17 protein-coding genes are annotated in these 15383 nt (G+C 65.7%); 12 read left to right on the forward strand and 5 right to left on the reverse strand.

Annotation, left to right across the window (positions count from 1 at the left end):
• Positions 1–51: 51 nt before the first annotated feature.
• From J5M67_RS16710 to J5M67_RS16725, 4 genes are all read left to right on the forward strand, one after another.
• Entirely contained in the window at positions 52–723 is a 672-nt protein-coding gene (locus J5M67_RS16710; RefSeq protein WP_207886456.1) for a transglutaminase family protein, read from the forward strand.
• Between the two features lie 115 nt (positions 724–838).
• On the forward strand, positions 839–1456 hold the full coding sequence (locus J5M67_RS16715; protein WP_207886457.1) for a glutathione S-transferase family protein: 618 nt from the start codon (positions 839–841) through the stop codon (positions 1454–1456).
• Between the two features lie 106 nt (positions 1457–1562).
• Positions 1563–2495: an ABC transporter ATP-binding protein gene (locus J5M67_RS16720; protein WP_207886458.1), complete on the forward strand. Its 933-nt coding sequence runs from the start codon at positions 1563–1565 to the stop codon at positions 2493–2495.
• A complete protein-coding gene (locus J5M67_RS16725; RefSeq protein WP_207886459.1) occupies positions 2492–3271 on the forward strand; it encodes an ABC transporter permease in 780 nt (259 codons plus the stop codon). Before J5M67_RS16720 ends, J5M67_RS16725 begins: the two co-directional genes overlap by 4 nt.
• A 182-nt stretch (positions 3272–3453) precedes the next feature.
• On the opposite strand, the gene J5M67_RS16730 is transcribed toward J5M67_RS16725, so the two are convergent.
• Both J5M67_RS16730 and J5M67_RS16735 read right to left on the reverse strand, forming a co-directional pair.
• Positions 3454–4770, reverse strand: coding sequence for a heavy metal sensor histidine kinase (locus J5M67_RS16730; protein WP_207886460.1), 1317 nt, complete (start codon positions 4768–4770; stop codon positions 3454–3456).
• Positions 4764–5447 (reverse strand): heavy metal response regulator transcription factor, encoded by a 684-nt coding sequence (locus tag J5M67_RS16735; RefSeq protein WP_207886461.1) that lies wholly within the window; start codon positions 5445–5447, stop codon positions 4764–4766. Before J5M67_RS16735 ends, J5M67_RS16730 begins: the two co-directional genes overlap by 7 nt.
• 262 nt (positions 5448–5709) lie before the next feature.
• Here J5M67_RS16735 and J5M67_RS16740 point away from each other — a divergent pair, with 262 nt between their 5' ends.
• From J5M67_RS16740 to queF, 4 genes are all read left to right on the forward strand, one after another.
• Positions 5710–6261, forward strand: a complete 552-nt coding sequence (locus J5M67_RS16740; RefSeq protein ID WP_207886462.1) for a plastocyanin/azurin family copper-binding protein — start codon at positions 5710–5712, stop codon at positions 6259–6261.
• Positions 6262–6276: 15 nt separating this feature from the next.
• Positions 6277–7986, forward strand: a complete 1710-nt coding sequence (locus J5M67_RS16745; protein WP_207886463.1) for a copper resistance system multicopper oxidase — start codon at positions 6277–6279, stop codon at positions 7984–7986.
• Between the two features lie 9 nt (positions 7987–7995).
• Positions 7996–8703, forward strand: a complete 708-nt coding sequence (locus J5M67_RS16750) for a copper resistance protein B (RefSeq protein WP_207886464.1) — start codon at positions 7996–7998, stop codon at positions 8701–8703.
• A 518-nt stretch (positions 8704–9221) separates the two neighbouring features.
• A complete protein-coding gene (gene queF, locus J5M67_RS16755; RefSeq protein WP_207886465.1) occupies positions 9222–10052 on the forward strand; it encodes an NADPH-dependent 7-cyano-7-deazaguanine reductase QueF in 831 nt (276 codons plus the stop codon).
• Between the two features lie 82 nt (positions 10053–10134).
• Here the strand turns inward: queF and J5M67_RS16760 are convergent, their stop codons facing one another.
• The 3 genes from J5M67_RS16760 to J5M67_RS16770 form a co-directional block, all read right to left on the reverse strand.
• Positions 10135–10398, reverse strand: coding sequence for a DUF4404 family protein (locus J5M67_RS16760; protein WP_207886466.1), 264 nt, complete (start codon positions 10396–10398; stop codon positions 10135–10137).
• A gap of 76 nt (positions 10399–10474) precedes the next feature.
• Complete coding sequence (locus tag J5M67_RS16765) at positions 10475–11056, reverse strand: phosphonate degradation HD-domain oxygenase (RefSeq protein WP_207886467.1); 582 nt, start codon at positions 11054–11056, stop codon at positions 10475–10477.
• Entirely contained in the window at positions 11053–11796 is a 744-nt protein-coding gene (locus tag J5M67_RS16770; RefSeq protein ID WP_207886468.1) for an HAD family phosphatase, read from the reverse strand. The genes J5M67_RS16765 and J5M67_RS16770 overlap by 4 nt, the downstream gene beginning before the upstream one ends.
• 112 nt (positions 11797–11908) lie before the next feature.
• On the opposite strand from J5M67_RS16770, the gene J5M67_RS16775 reads away from it, so the two are divergent.
• From J5M67_RS16775 to rssC, 4 genes are all read left to right on the forward strand, one after another.
• A complete protein-coding gene (locus J5M67_RS16775) occupies positions 11909–12625 on the forward strand; it encodes a UTRA domain-containing protein (RefSeq protein WP_207886469.1) in 717 nt (238 codons plus the stop codon).
• Between the two features lie 170 nt (positions 12626–12795).
• Positions 12796–13500 carry a VacJ family lipoprotein gene (locus J5M67_RS16780; protein ID WP_207886470.1) on the forward strand — a complete coding sequence of 235 codons (705 nt, stop codon included), beginning with the start codon at positions 12796–12798 and terminating at the stop codon, positions 13498–13500.
• A 182-nt stretch (positions 13501–13682) separates the two neighbouring features.
• A complete protein-coding gene (rssB, locus tag J5M67_RS16785; RefSeq protein ID WP_207886471.1) occupies positions 13683–14867 on the forward strand; it encodes a two-component system response regulator RssB in 1185 nt (394 codons plus the stop codon).
• Positions 14864–15346 carry an anti-sigma factor antagonist RssC gene (gene rssC, locus J5M67_RS16790; RefSeq protein ID WP_207886472.1) on the forward strand — a complete coding sequence of 161 codons (483 nt, stop codon included), beginning with the start codon at positions 14864–14866 and terminating at the stop codon, positions 15344–15346. The genes rssB and rssC overlap by 4 nt, the downstream gene beginning before the upstream one ends.
• Positions 15347–15383: the final 37 nt, after the last annotated feature.

The raw sequence follows: 15383 nt of genomic DNA on the forward strand, positions 1-15383 counted from the left end.
GCTGGTTAGACTGGCCGGGCCATCAACGACAGGGATCGCGGAGACAGCGCCATGCAGGATTACTTGAAGCCCAGCCGCTTCGTGGATAGTGACCACCCCGGGGTGATCGAGTTCGCGGAAAATCACCGGGGCCAGGGCGGCACCCCGCTGGAGCAGGCGGTGGCGCTCTATTACGCGGTGCGCGACCGGATTCGCTACAACCCCTACGTGTTCAGCCTCGACCCACAGACGCTCAAGGGCAGCCACGCGCTGCAGGCCGGGCAGTCCTACTGCGTACCCAAGGCCACGCTGCTGGCGGCCTGTGCCCGGCATTGCGGGATTCCCGCGCGGATCGGCCTGGCCGACGTGAAGAACCACCTGGCCACGCCGCGCCTGCTGGAGATGCTGCGCAGCGAGGTGTTCGCCATGCACGGCTATACCGAGCTATTCCTCGAAGGGCGTTGGGTCAAGGCCACGCCGGCCTTCGATCTCGGCCTGTGCGAGGCCTTCGGCGTGCTGCCGCTGGAGTTCGACGGCCGCACCGACAGTGTGTTCCACCCGTTCAATCGTGACGGCGAACGGCACATGGAATACCTGCGCGACCACGGTCAGTTCGCCGACGTGCCGGAGGAATTCTTCTTCGGCTACCTGCAGCAGTGCTACCCGCACTTGTTCGCCGGCGGCGAGACCCCGCTGGCCGGCGATCTGCGCGCCGAAGCGGCGAAGCATGAACGCAGTCGATAGTCATCATCAGTGCAGACGCCTTTTTTCCTGGCGCCCAAGCCGGTAGGGTGCCGTCATCCGAAATCGCGCCCGGACGGCGCGTGACAAACGATGACGACAACAAGAGAGGCGCAGCATGCTCAAGATCTGGGGCCGGAAGAATTCCTCCAACGTGCGCAAGGCGCTCTGGTGCGCGGAGGAGGCGGGCCTGGCGTACGAACGGATCGACGCCGGTGGCGCCTTCGGCCTGGTCAACGAGGCACCGTACCGCGCCCTGAACCCCAATGGCGTGGTGCCGACCCTGGACGACGACGGCTTCATCCTCTGGGAGTCCAACACCATCGTCCGCTACCTGGCCGCGCGCTACGCGCCGGACCTGTACCCGCAGGACCTGCAGGCCCGCGCCAGCGCGGAAAAGTGGATGGACTGGACGACCTCGTCCTTCGCCGCGCCGTTCCGCACCGTGTTCTGGGGCACCCTGCGCACCCCGCCGGAGCAGCGCGACGCCGCCGCCATCCAGGCCGCCATCGATACCTGCGTGAGCCTTCTGGCGATCCCCGAGGCGACGCTGGCGAAACAGCCGTACCTCACCGGCGAACAATTCGGCATGGGTGACATTCCGCTGGGCAGCTTCATCTATGCTTGGTTCGAAATGCCCATCGAACGCCCGGCGCAGCCGCATCTCAAAGCCTGGTACGAACGCCTGAAGGCGCGCCCGGCCTACCGCGACGCCGTGATGACCGACCTGACCTGAACGCTTGCGCGTGCCCCGGAGGTTGCAATCCTCGCCGCGTGCCCTTATCAAGCAGGCCTTTTTTCAAAGACATGCGTCTTTCCACCGACTTGCAACGGGAATACCCATGAGTTCCGCGCTGTCCATCCGTCAACTGACGAAGACTTACGGCAACGGCTTCCAGGCCCTCAAGGGCATCGATCTGGACGTCGCCGAAGGCGATTTCTTCGCCCTGCTGGGCCCCAACGGCGCCGGCAAATCCACCACCATCGGCATCCTCTCCACCCTGGTGAACAAGACCAGCGGCACGGTCAACGTGTTCGGCCATGACCTGGACAAGGATCCGTACGGCCTGAAGCGCTGCCTGGGCGTGGTGCCCCAGGAATTCAACTTCAACCAGTTCGAGAAGGTGTTCGACATCGTCGTCACCCAGGCCGGCTACTACGGCATCCCCATGAGCGTGGCCAAGGGGCGCGCCGAGAAGTACCTGACCCAGCTGGGCCTGTGGGACAAGCGCAATTCCGCCTCCCGCGAACTCTCCGGCGGCATGAAGCGCCGCCTGATGATCGCCCGCGCGCTGGTGCACGAGCCGCGCCTGTTGATCCTCGACGAACCCACCGCCGGCGTGGACATCGAATTGCGCCGCTCGATGTGGAACTTCCTCACCGAGCTCAACGGCGAAGGCATCAGCATCATCCTCACCACGCACTACCTGGAGGAGGCCGAGCAGCTGTGCCGCAACATCGCGATCATCGACCACGGCACCATCGTGGAGAACACCAGCATGCGCAAGCTGTTGAACAAGCTGCACGTGGAAACCTTCTACCTCGACCTGAAGGCCACGCTGGCCGAAGCGCCGAAGCTTGACGGCTACCCCGTGCGCCTGGTGGATGACCACACCCTGGAAGTGCAGGTGGACAAGGCCATGGGCATCAACGGCCTGTTCGCCCAGCTCAACGCCCAGGGCCTGGAAGTGCTGAGCCTGCGCAACAAGAGCAATCGCCTGGAGGAGCTGTTCGTGTCGCTGGTGGAGAAGAATCTGTCGAAGGTGGCCGTATGAGCAGCGAACTGCGCGCCAACTGGGTCGCCCTCAACACCATCGTCTACCGCGAAGTCCGCCGTTTCCTGCGTATCTGGCCGCAGACCCTGCTGCCGCCGGCGATCACCATGGTTCTGTACTTCGTCATCTTCGGCAATCTGATCGGCCGGCAGATCGGCGACATGGGCGGCTTCACCTACATGCAGTACATCGTGCCCGGCCTGATCATGATGTCGGTGATCACCAACTCCTACGGCAACGTGGTGTCGAGCTTCTTCGGCAGCAAGTTCCAGCGCAACATCGAGGAGCTGCTGGTGTCGCCGGTGTCGCCGCACACCATCCTCCTGGGCTTCGTCGCCGGCGGCGTGCTGCGCGGGCTGGCGGTGGGCCTGATCGTCACCCTGCTGTCGCTGTTCTTCACCGACCTGCAGGTCCATCACATCGGCATCACCGTGCTGGTGGTGCTGCTGACGGCGGCGATCTTCTCCATGGGCGGCTTCGTCAACGCGGTGTTCGCGCGCAATTTCGACGACATCTCGATCATCCCGACCTTCGTGCTGACGCCGCTGACCTACCTGGGCGGGGTGTTCTACTCGATCACCCTGCTGCCGCCGTTCTGGCAGACCGTGTCGCTGGCCAACCCGATCCTGCACATGGTCAATGCCTTCCGTTACGGCATCCTTGGCGTGTCCGACATCCGCATCGGTACGGCGGTGGTCTTCATGCTGGTGGCGACCGTGGTGCTGTATTTCTTCTGCGTGCGCCTGTTGGTGAGCGGGCGGGGGATGCGGCAGTGATGGCCGTGTTCCGCTGATGAAGAGAGAAGGCCCCGGTTGGGGCCTTTTTCTTTTCTGGTATTTCGCGGCGGGTGAGTCCCCCTGTAGGAGCGAGCTTGCTCGCGAACCGCCCAACGCCGGAGCTGTCGGCGAGTCCGTTCGCGAGCAAGAACTGGGCGTCCCCCTCGCTCCTACGAAAAGCGCTATTGCGGAAACTCGATGATGAACCGCGTCCACCCATCCGCCGACTCGCAACGAATCTCCCCGCCGTGGGCCCGCACGATCGACCTGCAGATCGCCAGCCCCAACCCGGCATGTTCGCCTTGGCCTTCGCGGCGGGCCGGGTCGGCGCGGTAGAAACGATCGAAAAGGCGCGACAGGCGCTCGGCGGGAATTTCCCGGCCGGGGTTTTCCACGCTCAGGCGCCCAGGCTCCAGACGCACGCGAATCTGCTCGCCCTCCGGCGTAAAGCGCAGGGCGTTGTCCAGCAGATTGGCCAGCACCCGCCGCAGCAGGGCACGGTCGCCCTGTACCCGAAGCTCGCCGCTGCGCTCCAGGCGGATCGCGTTTTCCTCCGCGAGCGGCCCGTAGAACTCCAGCAACTGGTCCACTTCAGCGGCCAGCTCCAGTGGTTGGCTGCTGGGGGTGAGCAGGCCGTGGTCGGCCTTGGCCAGGAACAGCATGTCATTGACCATCGCGGTCAGCCGCTCCAGCTCTTCCAGGTTGCCGTGCAACGCCTCGCGGTACTCTTCCAGGCCGCGCGAGCGCGACAGCACCACCTGGGTCTGGGTCAGCAGCCCGGTCAGCGGGGTGCGCAGCTCATGGGCGATATCGGCGGAGAAGGCCGACAGCCGCTGGAAGGCTTCCTCCAGCCGCGCCAGCATGGCATTCAGCTCGCCGGCGAGGCCGCGCAGCTCCTGGGGCATCTGCTCGGCGTCCAGACGGGTGGTCAGCGAGTGCGCCGAGACCTTTGCGGCGACTTCGCTCATGCGCCGCAACGGACGCAGGCTGCTGCGCGCCGCCCAGGCACCGAGCAGCGCGGTGGCCAGCGCCGAGAGGCTCATGGTCAGCCAGATCAGCTGCTGCATGCGTTGCAGGAAGTGCTGGTGGTGGGTGATGTCCAGCACCAGGGTCAGCTGCGGGCCGTTCGGCAGCCGGGCGCCCAGCGGCGCCTGAAGTTCGCGGAAGGCGGGCGGGCTCTCGGGCATGACCATCGCCGGCATCTGCTCGAACCACGGCTGGCCGTCGGCGCCCTTCAGGCGCAGACCCAGGTCGGGGTGGCGCTCCAGTTCCCGGCGCAGCTCGGCGACATGCGGCTGCAACTGCGTGGGGCTGGTCACGTCGGCGAGGGTGTCGCGGAAGATCGCCAGCTTGCCAGACATTACCTGGAGGTCCAGTTCGACGAAGTGCGCCTCGCTGGCGCGACTGAAAACGATCCCCGCCAGCAGCGAGACGGCGGCGGTGCAGGCGGCGAACAGCAGGCTCAGGCGTACGCCCAGGGAGAGGCGGGCGCTCAGCATGGGTCGCGTTCCTCCAGCACGTAGCCCATGCCGCGCACGGTGTGGATCAGGCGTTGCGGGAAGTCGTCGTCGACCTTGGCGCGCAGGCGGCGGATGGCGACTTCGATGACGTTGGTATCGCTGTCGAAGTTCATGTCCCACACCTGGGAGGCGATCAGCGACTTGGGCAGCACCTCGCCGCTGCGGCGCAGCAGCAGTTCCAGCAGGGCGAACTCCTTGGCGGTCAGGTCGATGCGCTTGCCGGCGCGCTGGACGCGGCGACGCAGCAGGTCCAGCTCTAGGTCGGCCAGTTGCAGGGTGGTTTCCTGCAACTGCTGGCCGCCGCGGCGCAGCAGGGTGCGCACCCGCGCCAGCAGTTCGACGAAGGCGAAGGGCTTCACCAGGTAATCGTCGGCGCCTTGCTCCAGGCCGCGCACGCGGTCTTCCACCGAGTCGCGCGCGGTGAGGAACAGCACCGGCACCGCGCTGCCGGTCTGGCGCACGGCCTGGAGGATCTGCCAGCCGTCGCGGCCGGGCAGCATCACATCGAGGATCAGCAGGTCATGCTCGCCGGAGAGTGCCAGTTGCAGGCCGTCGTCGCCGTCCTGGCAGAGGTCCACGGCGAAGCCGGCTTCGCTCAGGCCCTGCTGCAGGTACTGGCCGATGCGGGGTTCGTCTTCGACGATCAGGAGTTTCATCTCGGGGTATCCATTCATGCGCCAATGGCGCCGCTGTCGACAGGGTAATCACTGTGTCCGCGCGCTGACAGCCGGGGCCGCGCTGACTGCGGGTTCATTCACCGCCCGCCGCCGTTGCCGCCACGCGGCGGGCTTTCTTCGTCGCCTTTATAAACCGGCCAGCCGGAAAGGGTGCGAAGCTGACAGAACTGTAATCTTCCCGACAGCCAGGCGGCAGGCGTGGAAAGCGAGGATGGGTAAAACCCAATCGAGGAATTGCGATATGTCCCTGCGTCTTCTGTTCTGCGCTTCCGCCATGGCCCTCGCCGCGAGCTTCAGCCTGCCGGTCCTGGCCGACGCCGCACATGGCTTCGACTTCGGCAAGCCAGCCAAGGCCGCCCAGGCCAGCCGTACCGTTGAGATCAAGCTGGGGGACATGTTCTTCGAGCCGGACAGCGTCGAGGTCAAGGCCGGCGAAACCGTGCGCTTCGTCATCCGCAACACGGGCAGCCTGCTGCATGAATTCAACCTGGGCAGCGCGGCGATGCATGCTGCCCACCAGAAGGAAATGCAGCAGATGATGGACTCCGGGATGCTCACCCCCACCGGCATGCAGCACGACATGAGCAAGATGGACCACAGCAAGATGGGCCACGGCGACATGCCGATGGGCCAGATGATGAAGCACGACGACCCCAACACCGTGCTGGTCGAGCCGGGCAAGACCGCCGAACTGACCTGGACCTTCAGCAAGGCCGCCAGCCTGGAGTTCGCCTGCAACATTCCGGGCCACTACCAGGCCGGCATGGTCGGCAAGCTGACCGTCAAGCCCTGAGCCGGGAGAGTCGCGATGATCCGCGCAAGGAGTTGGGCGCTGGGGGCGCTGCTGCTCGCACCGCTGGCGGTGCAGGCGGGCGTGTATGAACTGACGATCGGCGAGGGCGAGCTGAAGCTGTCCGACGGGCCCCGCAAGGCGCTCACGGTGAACGGCCGGACGCCCGCGCCGGAGCTGCGCTTCAAGGAGGGCGAGGACGTCGAGCTGCGCGTCACCAACACCCTCGACCGCGATACCTCGCTGCATTGGCACGGGCTGATCCTGCCCTATACCCAGGATGGCGTGCCGGGCATCAGCTTCCCCGGCATCAAGCCCGGCCAGACCTTCACCTACCGCTTCACGGTGAAGCAGTCGGGCACCTACTGGTACCACGCCCACAGCGACTTCCAGGAAATCGAGGGGTTGTACGGCCCGCTGGTGATCGAGCCGAAAGCGCGCGAGCCGTACCGCTACGACCGCGAATACACCCTGCTGCTGGCGGATTGGCACGACACCAGGCCGGAAACCGTGTTCGCCAACCTGAAGAAGCAGAGCGACTACTACAACCGCAACCAGCGCACCCTTGGCGACTTCATCGCCGACTCCAGCGCCAATGGCTTCATGGCGACCCTGCGCGACCGCCTGGACTGGGGCGGCATGCGCATGGCGCCGACGGACATCGCCGACATCGCCGGCTTCCGCTTCCTGGTCAACGGCCAGGACCCCGAGCAGAACTGGAGCGGGCTGTTCAAGCCGGGCGAGCGGGTGCGCCTGCGGATCATCAACGGTTCGGGCATGAGCTACTTCGACCTGCGCATCCCCGGCCTGAAGATGACCGTGGTGCAGGCTGACGGCAACGACGTGCAGCCGGTGACGGTGGACGAGTTGCGCATCGCGGTGGCCGAGACCTACGACGTGATCGTGCAGCCGCAGGAAGACCGCGCCTACACCTTCTTCGCCGAGGCCATGGACCGCAGCGGCTACGCCCGTGCCACCCTGGCGCCGCGTGCCGGCATGCAGGGCGAGATTCCGCCGCTGCGCGAACGGCCGCTGCTGACCATGGCGGACATGGGGATGAACCATGAAGGCATGGATCACAGCAGCATGGCGATGCCGGGGCAGGGTGCTGATTCGAAAGCGTCGGGCATGGCCGGGATGGATCACTCCAGCATGGCGGGAATGGATCACTCGAAGATGCAGGGTATGGACCATTCGCAGATGGCCGGCATGGATCACTCGGCCATGGCCGCGCTGAGGTCCGACTACGCCCCCGGCAGCGGCCTGACGCCGCAACCGGCCGAGCCGGGCAACCGCCTGCTGGTCTACGCGGACCTGAAAGCCATGCGCCCCTACGCCGACTACCGCGCGCCGGACCGCACCATTGAGTTCCGCCTGACCGGCAACATGGAGCGCTACTTCTGGTCCATCGACGGCAAGAAGTACTCCGAGGCCGAGCCGGTCCGCCTGACCTATGGCGAGCGGGTGCGCATCCGCTTCGTCAACGACACCATGATGACCCACCCCATGCACCTGCACGGCATGTGGATGCAGCTGGACAAGGGCAACGGCCGCTTCAACCCGCTCAAGCACGTGGTCAGCGTGGCGCCGGGCAGCACCCTGGACGTCGATGTGCCCGCCGACGCGCTGGGGGAGTGGGCCTTCCACTGCCACCTGATCTACCACATGGCCGCCGGCATGATGCGCAAGGTCGTCGTCGAGCCGGCACCCGCCAGCGCCAGCCTCTGAGGAACTGCCATGAAACGCATAGCAACGGTGGCCTGCGCGGCGACCCTGGGCCTGGCCTTGCCCGCTGAAAGTGCCGAGATGGACGACATGCCCATGGGCTCGCTGCTGATCCAGCGCCTGGAAAGCCGCTTCCACGGCAACGACCAGGCGCTGGGCTGGGAGGCCCAGGGTTGGTACGGCACCGATTACCAGAAGTTGCGCCTGAAACTGGAGGGTGAGCGTGACGCCGGCGGCCCGACCACCGACAACGAAATGCAGCTGGTCTTTCAGCGCCTGATCGGCGACTTCTGGGACTGGCAGGCGGGTGTGCGCTACGACGACCAGCCGGGGCCGTCGCGCACCTACGCGGTCCTCGGTTTCCAGGGGCTGGCGCCGCAGTGGTTCGAGGTGGATGCCAACCTGTTCCTCAGCGAGCGCGGTGATCCGTCGCTGCGGCTGGAGACCGAGTACGAGCTGCTGCTCACCCAGCAACTGATCCTGCAGCCATCGCTGGAGTACAACCTGGCGCTGGCCGATGACCGGGACATCGGCGTGGGGGCCGGCGGCAGCGAGTTGGAAGCCGGATTGCGCCTGCGTTACGAGGTGCGCCGGGAGTTCGCGCCCTATGTCGGCTACGTCTGGAACAAGACCTACGGCCGCAGCGGCGACATCGCCCGCGCGGAAGGCGAGGTCGACGAGGAGGGCTACTGGGTCGCGGGTGTGCGGATGTGGTTCTGATGCGCGGTCTCGCTCCCGTAGGAGCAACTGTCTTTTCCTGGATAAGCCTGTGCTTGTGCTTCCCCCTCACCCCAGCCCTCTCCCTCAGGGAGAGGGGGCAGATTGTGCCGGTTGACGCCATGGTTTCATCCTGCACCGAACGGTCCCCTCTCCCCTTGGGAGAGGGTTAGGGTGAGGGCCGATCAGGGAGCGGAACTCACAGGTGGGAGCGGATCTTTTCCGCGATCCGGCCGATTAGGCCGGTGCCATTCGCGGACAAGGTCCGCCTCTGCAGGGGCATGGAGCACGCTTGCTCTTGTAGGAGCGGACTCTGTCCGCGATTGGCTGGCCGTGCTCCCTGGTTGGCTGGAGCGGCGGTTAAACGATCGAGGACGGAGTCCGCTCCTACGGGAAATCACCTGACGCGGCGGCAGGTGCGGCACCCGGCTCGTCCGCCGCCTGCTGAAAGGACCGGCGAATTTGTATACACTCGCCGCCTCGCGCCACTGCCCGCATCGCCGATCCAGCAGGTCCCTCACATGCACCATCCCGCCGAACACTCGCCGCTGGGCAAATCCAGCGAATACGTCTCCACCTATGCGCCGGAGCTGCTGTTCCCGATCTCCCGCACCACCAAGTGGGCGGAACTGGGCCTGACCGCAGATACCCTGCCGTACCAGGGGGTTGACCTGTGGAACTGCTACGAGCTGTCCTGGCTGACGGCCTCGGGCAAGCCGGTGGTGGCCATCGGCGAGTTCGCGATTCCGGCGCAGTCGCCGAACATCATCGAATCCAAGTCCTTCAAGCTCTACCTCAACTCGCTGAACCAGACCGCCTTCGACAGCGCCGATGCCGTGCGCGCGGTGATGGAGCGCGACCTGTCCGCCGCCGCTGGCGCGCAGGTGGGTGTGCGTGTGCGTAGCCTGGATGAGGTGGCGAACGAGGGCGTGGCCGTCATCGAAGGCACCTGCGTCGACGATCTGGACGTCGCGGTAGAGAGCTACGACCATCCACGCCCGGAGCTGCTGCGCTGCGACGACACCCGCCGTGTCGACGAAGTGCTCTACAGCCACCTGCTGAAATCCAACTGCCCGGTCACCGGCCAGCCGGACTGGGGCACGCTGGTGGTCGAGTACAGCGGCCCGGCGCTGGATGCCGCGAGCCTGCTGGCCTACGTGGTTTCCTTCCGCCAGCACCAGGACTTCCACGAGCAGTGCGTCGAGCGCATCTACCTCGACCTGCAGCGCCTGCTGCAGCCGGCCCATCTGACCGTCTACGCGCGCTACGTGCGCCGTGGCGGGCTGGACATCAATCCCTACCGCAGCAGCGCCGCCGTGCAGCCGGACAACCGCCGGCTGGTGCGTCAGTAAGCAACAGCGCGTCAGTAAAACGCAGATACGAAAAACCCGGCCTTGGCCGGGTTTTTCGTATCTGGAGCTGGGGAAGCAGGACTCAGATGCCCATGTTCGCCAGGCTCTGCATGATCGAGCGCAGCGCCCCGGCCAGGGTCGGGTGGCGCGTCTCGAAGCGCTCCACAGCCAGGTTGATGCTGTCGGTCAGGGTCTCGTCCGCCAGCGCCTCTTCGTTGGCCAGCTGCATCTCGATGTCCTTGATCAGCGCCCGCAGTGCGACGCGGTCTTCCTCGGTCAACGGCGACTGGCGCTCCAGTTGCTCGCGCAGGGCCTGGAGTTCTTGCTGGAGGCGTTGTGTCGGCATGGTGGTGTCCTTCTGCAATACGTACCCAAGATGGACCTTGCCGCTGGGCTGAAGATCCATCGCCATGCCATTGAGCTTAACTCGCCGCGCGTATGCTTGCCTGATGCCGATCAACCCGCAACAGGCGCTCGAGCAGCGGGAAGAAGTGTTCCAGTTCCGGGGTGCGCATGGACGGGTCCTTGCCCAGGTCGTCCAGGCGACGCAGGGTGACGGCGTCCTGCGCGTGGGGCGCGGCGATGAACGCCCTGGCGGCGCGCTCGTCAAAGGCGCCGCCCTGCAATGCCAGGCTCTGCCGCGAGGCCCAGGACAGGCTGGCCTGGTAGGCCGGGTCCACGGCGCACAGGTAGCGCTTGGCGGCGACGTGCAGGCGCACCGGTTGCCAGACCGATTCGGGCAGCAGCTCGCGCAGCAGGTTGGCGCCGAACTCCTCGTGGCGCAGGTCGCGGGTCTCCAGTACGGCCGGGTCTTCGTAGAGGTGGCCAATATCGTGGAGCAGGGCGGCAATCACCAGGCTGTCGGCGCAACCGGCGCGTTCTGCCAGGGTCGCGCATTGCAGGGCGTGCTCGGCCTGGCTGATGGCCTCGCCGTAGGGCTCGGCGCCATGGCTGGCGAAGCGTTCGGCCAGATCGTCGATGAAGCGGTGGCGGACGTGCCTCATGGTTTCTCTCCTTTCAGACGGCGGCTGGCGATGTCCTGCAGGCAGGAGTCCAGCTCGCCCAGGTGATCGATGACCGAATGCACGCCAAGGCGGTACAGGCCGAGGGTCGCCTGGGCCCGCAGGCGGTCGCGCGCAAGGTTCTCCAGGGCATCCCAGTCGCCCGGCGCCTGGCCGCACAGGGGGCCGCTGGCGGCCAGGCCAATGGTCCACAGTCCGGCGTTCAGGCCGGCCTGCAACAGTCTCGGCTGGCCGCTGACCAGCACGCAGCCGTCCAGGGATTGACGGCCAAGCTGCATCAGCGCCTGCCAGCAGGCATCCGGCGCCGGCCAGTGGCGACCGCCGACCTCCAGGCCGGTGACCATTTGACTGTCGAGCGCGGTGGCCAGTTGCAGCGCGGTGGGCGATGGCAGTTCGTCGAGCCAGGCGCAGGGCACGCCGTGCTTGTGCAGCGTGTGCAGGGCGTCGAGGGCGCCGGGCGTGGCTTCGGCGTGGGCCAGGGCGGCTTCGTCCAGGGCGGACTGGAAGTGGCTGCGCGCCTGCGTGTCGGCACAGTAGCCCAGTGCGTGGTCGAGGGCCTGCTGCGGCGGCAGGGCGAGGGCGTCGGCCAGGCGCTCGGGTGGGCAGTCGGGACAGGTGCGCTGCAACGCAACCGGCAGCGTCCTTGCGCCGAAGTCCACCAGATCGCCGGACAGTCCGAACAGCAGGGTCGTGAAGCGTGGAAGGTCGGCAGTGGCAGGCATGGCGAGGTTTTCTAATAATTGGTCTAGGCCACGCTAGCGGAGCAATGTGACGCTCCGATGAAGTCGCCACCGCTGCCGTTATAATCGCCGCGCATTTTTCGGAGACAGCCGCATGCCGGTCGAACCCATTCCCCACTACCTGCGTATCCGCGACCAACTGGCACGGGACGTTGCCGGGTCGGCCCTGGGCCCGCGCCTGCCGCCCGAGCGCGAGCTGGCCGAACGCTTCGGCTGCACCCGGGTGACCTTGCGCGAGGCGCTGCAGCAGTTGGAAACCGAGGGCGTGCTGTACCGCGAGAATCGCCGTGGCTGGTTCGTCTCGCCGCCGCGGATTCGCTACAACCCGACCCGCACCACGGGGTTCATGGATTACGTCCAGGCCCAGGGGCGCACGCCACGCACCGAGGTGCTGTCCGCCGAATGCTGCGTGGCCGGCCCGGCGCTGGCCCTGCGCATGGGGCTGGCGGATGACGCCGAGGTGTTCCGGGTGCGTCGCCGTCGCTGGGTCGATGAGCGCCCGGTGATGCTGGAGGAGATCACGCTGGACGCCAGCTGGTGTCCCGGCCTGCTCGACGAGGCGCTGGACAGGTCGTTGACCCAGGTCCTGCGCGAGCGCCTGGGGCTGGCGCTGTCGCGCTGCGAACTGGCGATGCATCCCACGGCGCTGGTCGAGTCCCAGGCCGAGCCGCTGCAACTCACGCCGGGTTCGCCTGGCCTGTATGTGGAGCGCTGCAACTATGTCGCGGATGGGCGGCTGGTGGAGTGGGATCAGGAGTTCTGGCGTTCCGATGCGCTGGAAATTGTCATCGACGCACGTTTCCCGGACTGAAGTGGCACTATGCTTTCTGTATAAAGGGGGAATTGGTCGTCGACGGTGAATATTTCGAAGTCCGCCGATCCCTCCTGCTTGTCATCAAAATGCTCGTCGTTCTATATAATCCGCCCGCATAGCGGGTCTGCTCAGGTCAGCCCGGAATGTCATTTACTGGAGAATCATCGATGCGCCCATCAGGCGTCCAATGGACGAAACGCTGCCTTGGCCTGCTCGCCGCTACCTGCCTGGCGACTGTTCCCTTCCTGGCCCAGGCCGAGAGCGAGGATGACCCGTGGGAGAGCGTCAACCGCCCGATCTTCACCTTCAACGATACCCTCGACACCTATGCGCTCAAGCCGCTGGCGCAGGGTTACCAGTACGTCACGCCGAACTTCGTGCAGGATGGCGTGCACAACTTCTTCGGCAACATCGGTGACGTGAAGAACCTGGTCAACGACCTGCTGCAGCTGAAGTTCCAGAGCGCCGGCGTCGACACCAGCCGCCTGCTGTTCAACACCACCTTCGGCCTGGCCGGTTTCATCGACGTCGCCACCCACATGGGCCTGCGCCGCAACGACGAAGACTTCGGCCAGACCCTCGGCCATTACGGCGTGGGCAGCGGCCCCTACGTGATGCTGCCGCTGCTCGGCCCGAGCACCCTGCGCGACGCGCCGTCGCTGATCCCGGACTCCTACACCGGTCCCTATCCGTACATCGACAACGTGCCGGTGCGTAACAGCATCCACGGCCTGGACATCGTCGATACCCGCGCCGACCTGCTGAAGTCCGAGAAGCTGATCAGCGGCGACAAGTACACCTTTATCCGTAACGCCTACCTGCAGAACCGCGAGTTCAAGGTCAAGGACGGCCAGGTCGAAGACGACTTCTGATCTGCCCTGGCGCCCCGCAGGCACAGGCCCCCGCGTCCGGCAGCCCCGGTCGCGGGCGGCGCCCGCTTGAACCCTCGGGCAGATGGGAGTAGTGTCTGCGCCTTGTCGCACCCGACCCGCGCCGTTGTTCCCTTGAATGGGCGCCCCACCACCACCTCCGGCGCCGTTTGCCTGGATGACCCATGCACAAACCCAGTGCCTCGCTGCTGATCATCGATGACGACGACGTCGTTCGCGAAAGCCTCGCCGCCTACCTGGAAGACAGCGGATTCACCGTCCGGCAGGCCACCAATGGCCAGCAGGGCCTGCAGGTATTCGAGCACGAGCTGCCCGATCTTGTGATCTGCGATCTGCGCATGCCGCAGATGGACGGCCTGGAGCTGATCCGTCGCGTCACCGAAATGGCGGTGGAAACCCCGGTGATCGTGCTTTCCGGGGCCGGTGTCATGAGCGATGCGGTCGAGGCCTTGCGCCTGGGTGCCGCCGACTACCTGATCAAGCCGCTGGAAGACCTCGCCGTCCTGGAACATTCGGTTCGCCGTGCCCTGGATCGGGCCTACCTGCGCTCGGAAAACCGCCGCTATCGCGAGAAGCTGGAAACGGCCAACCGCGAGCTGCAGGCCAGCCTGAACCTGCTCCAGGAAGACCAGAACGCCGGTCGCCAGGTGCAGATGAACATGCTGCCGGAAACGCCGTGGGAGTCCGACGGCCTGGTGTTTTCCCACCAGATCATCCCTTCGCTGTACCTGTCGGGTGATTTCGTCGACTACTTCCGCGTCGATGCCCGCCGCATCGGCTTCTACCTGGCCGACGTGTCCGGCCATGGTGCTTCCTCGGCATTCGTTACCGTGCTGCTGAAGTTCATGACCACGCGTCTGCTCTATGAGTCGCGGCGCAATGGCAAGCTGCCGGCGTTCAGGCCATCCGACGTGCTCGCGCACATCAACCGTGGCCTGATCAACTGCAAGCTGGGCAAGCACGTGACCATGCTTGGCGGTGTCATCGACCTGGATACCGATCGCCTGACCTACAGCATCGGCGGCCACTTGCCGCTGCCGGTACTCTATGTCGATGGCGAAGCCCGCTACCTGGAAGGCCGTGGCCTGCCGGTAGGGCTGTTTGACGAAGCGACCTACGAGGATCATGTCCTCGATCTGCCCAAGTCCTTCAGCCTTTCGCTGTTCTCCGACGGCATCCTCGATGTGCTGCCGGGAGCTACCCTGAAAGAAAAGGAGACGGCCCTGCCACAGCAGGTCGTCGCCGCCGGCGGAACGCTGGATGGCCTGCGCCAGGTCTTCGGACTGGCCAAGTTGTCCGAGATGCCGGATGATATTGCCTTGCTGGTGTTGAGCAGGAACCTTGCATGAGTACCGGTAAAATCCAGTTCGCCGAGCAGGATGGCTCATTTGTCCTGAAGTTCGTGGGCGAAGTCCGACTGACCCTGTGTTCGGCGCTGGATGCCACCATTGAAAAAATCTTCGCCGCGCTGAATTTCTCGGCGATCATCATCGATCTCACGGAAACCCAGAGCATCGACAGCACCACGCTGGGCCTGTTGGCCAAGCTGTCGATCCTGTCGCGGCAGAAGGTCGGGTTGTTGCCCACGCTGGTGACCACCAACCCGGACATCACCCGTCTGCTGCAGTCGATGGGCTTCGATCAGGTGTTCAACATCGTCGATCGTCCGATTCCGTGCACCGATTGCCTCACCGATCTGCCGCCGCAGGACCAGTCCGAGGACGTGGTGCGCAGCAAGGTGCTGGAAGCCCACCGCATCCTGATGGGGCTCAACGAGTCCAATCGCGAGGCCTTCCACGACCTGGTGAGCGCCCTCGAGCGCCACTGATCCAGTGATCCGCAAATGAAAACCGGCGCCCTGGGCG

Source organism: Pseudomonas sp. 30_B (genome assembly GCF_017491605.1).
GTDB lineage: Bacteria > Pseudomonadota > Gammaproteobacteria > Pseudomonadales > Pseudomonadaceae > Pseudomonas.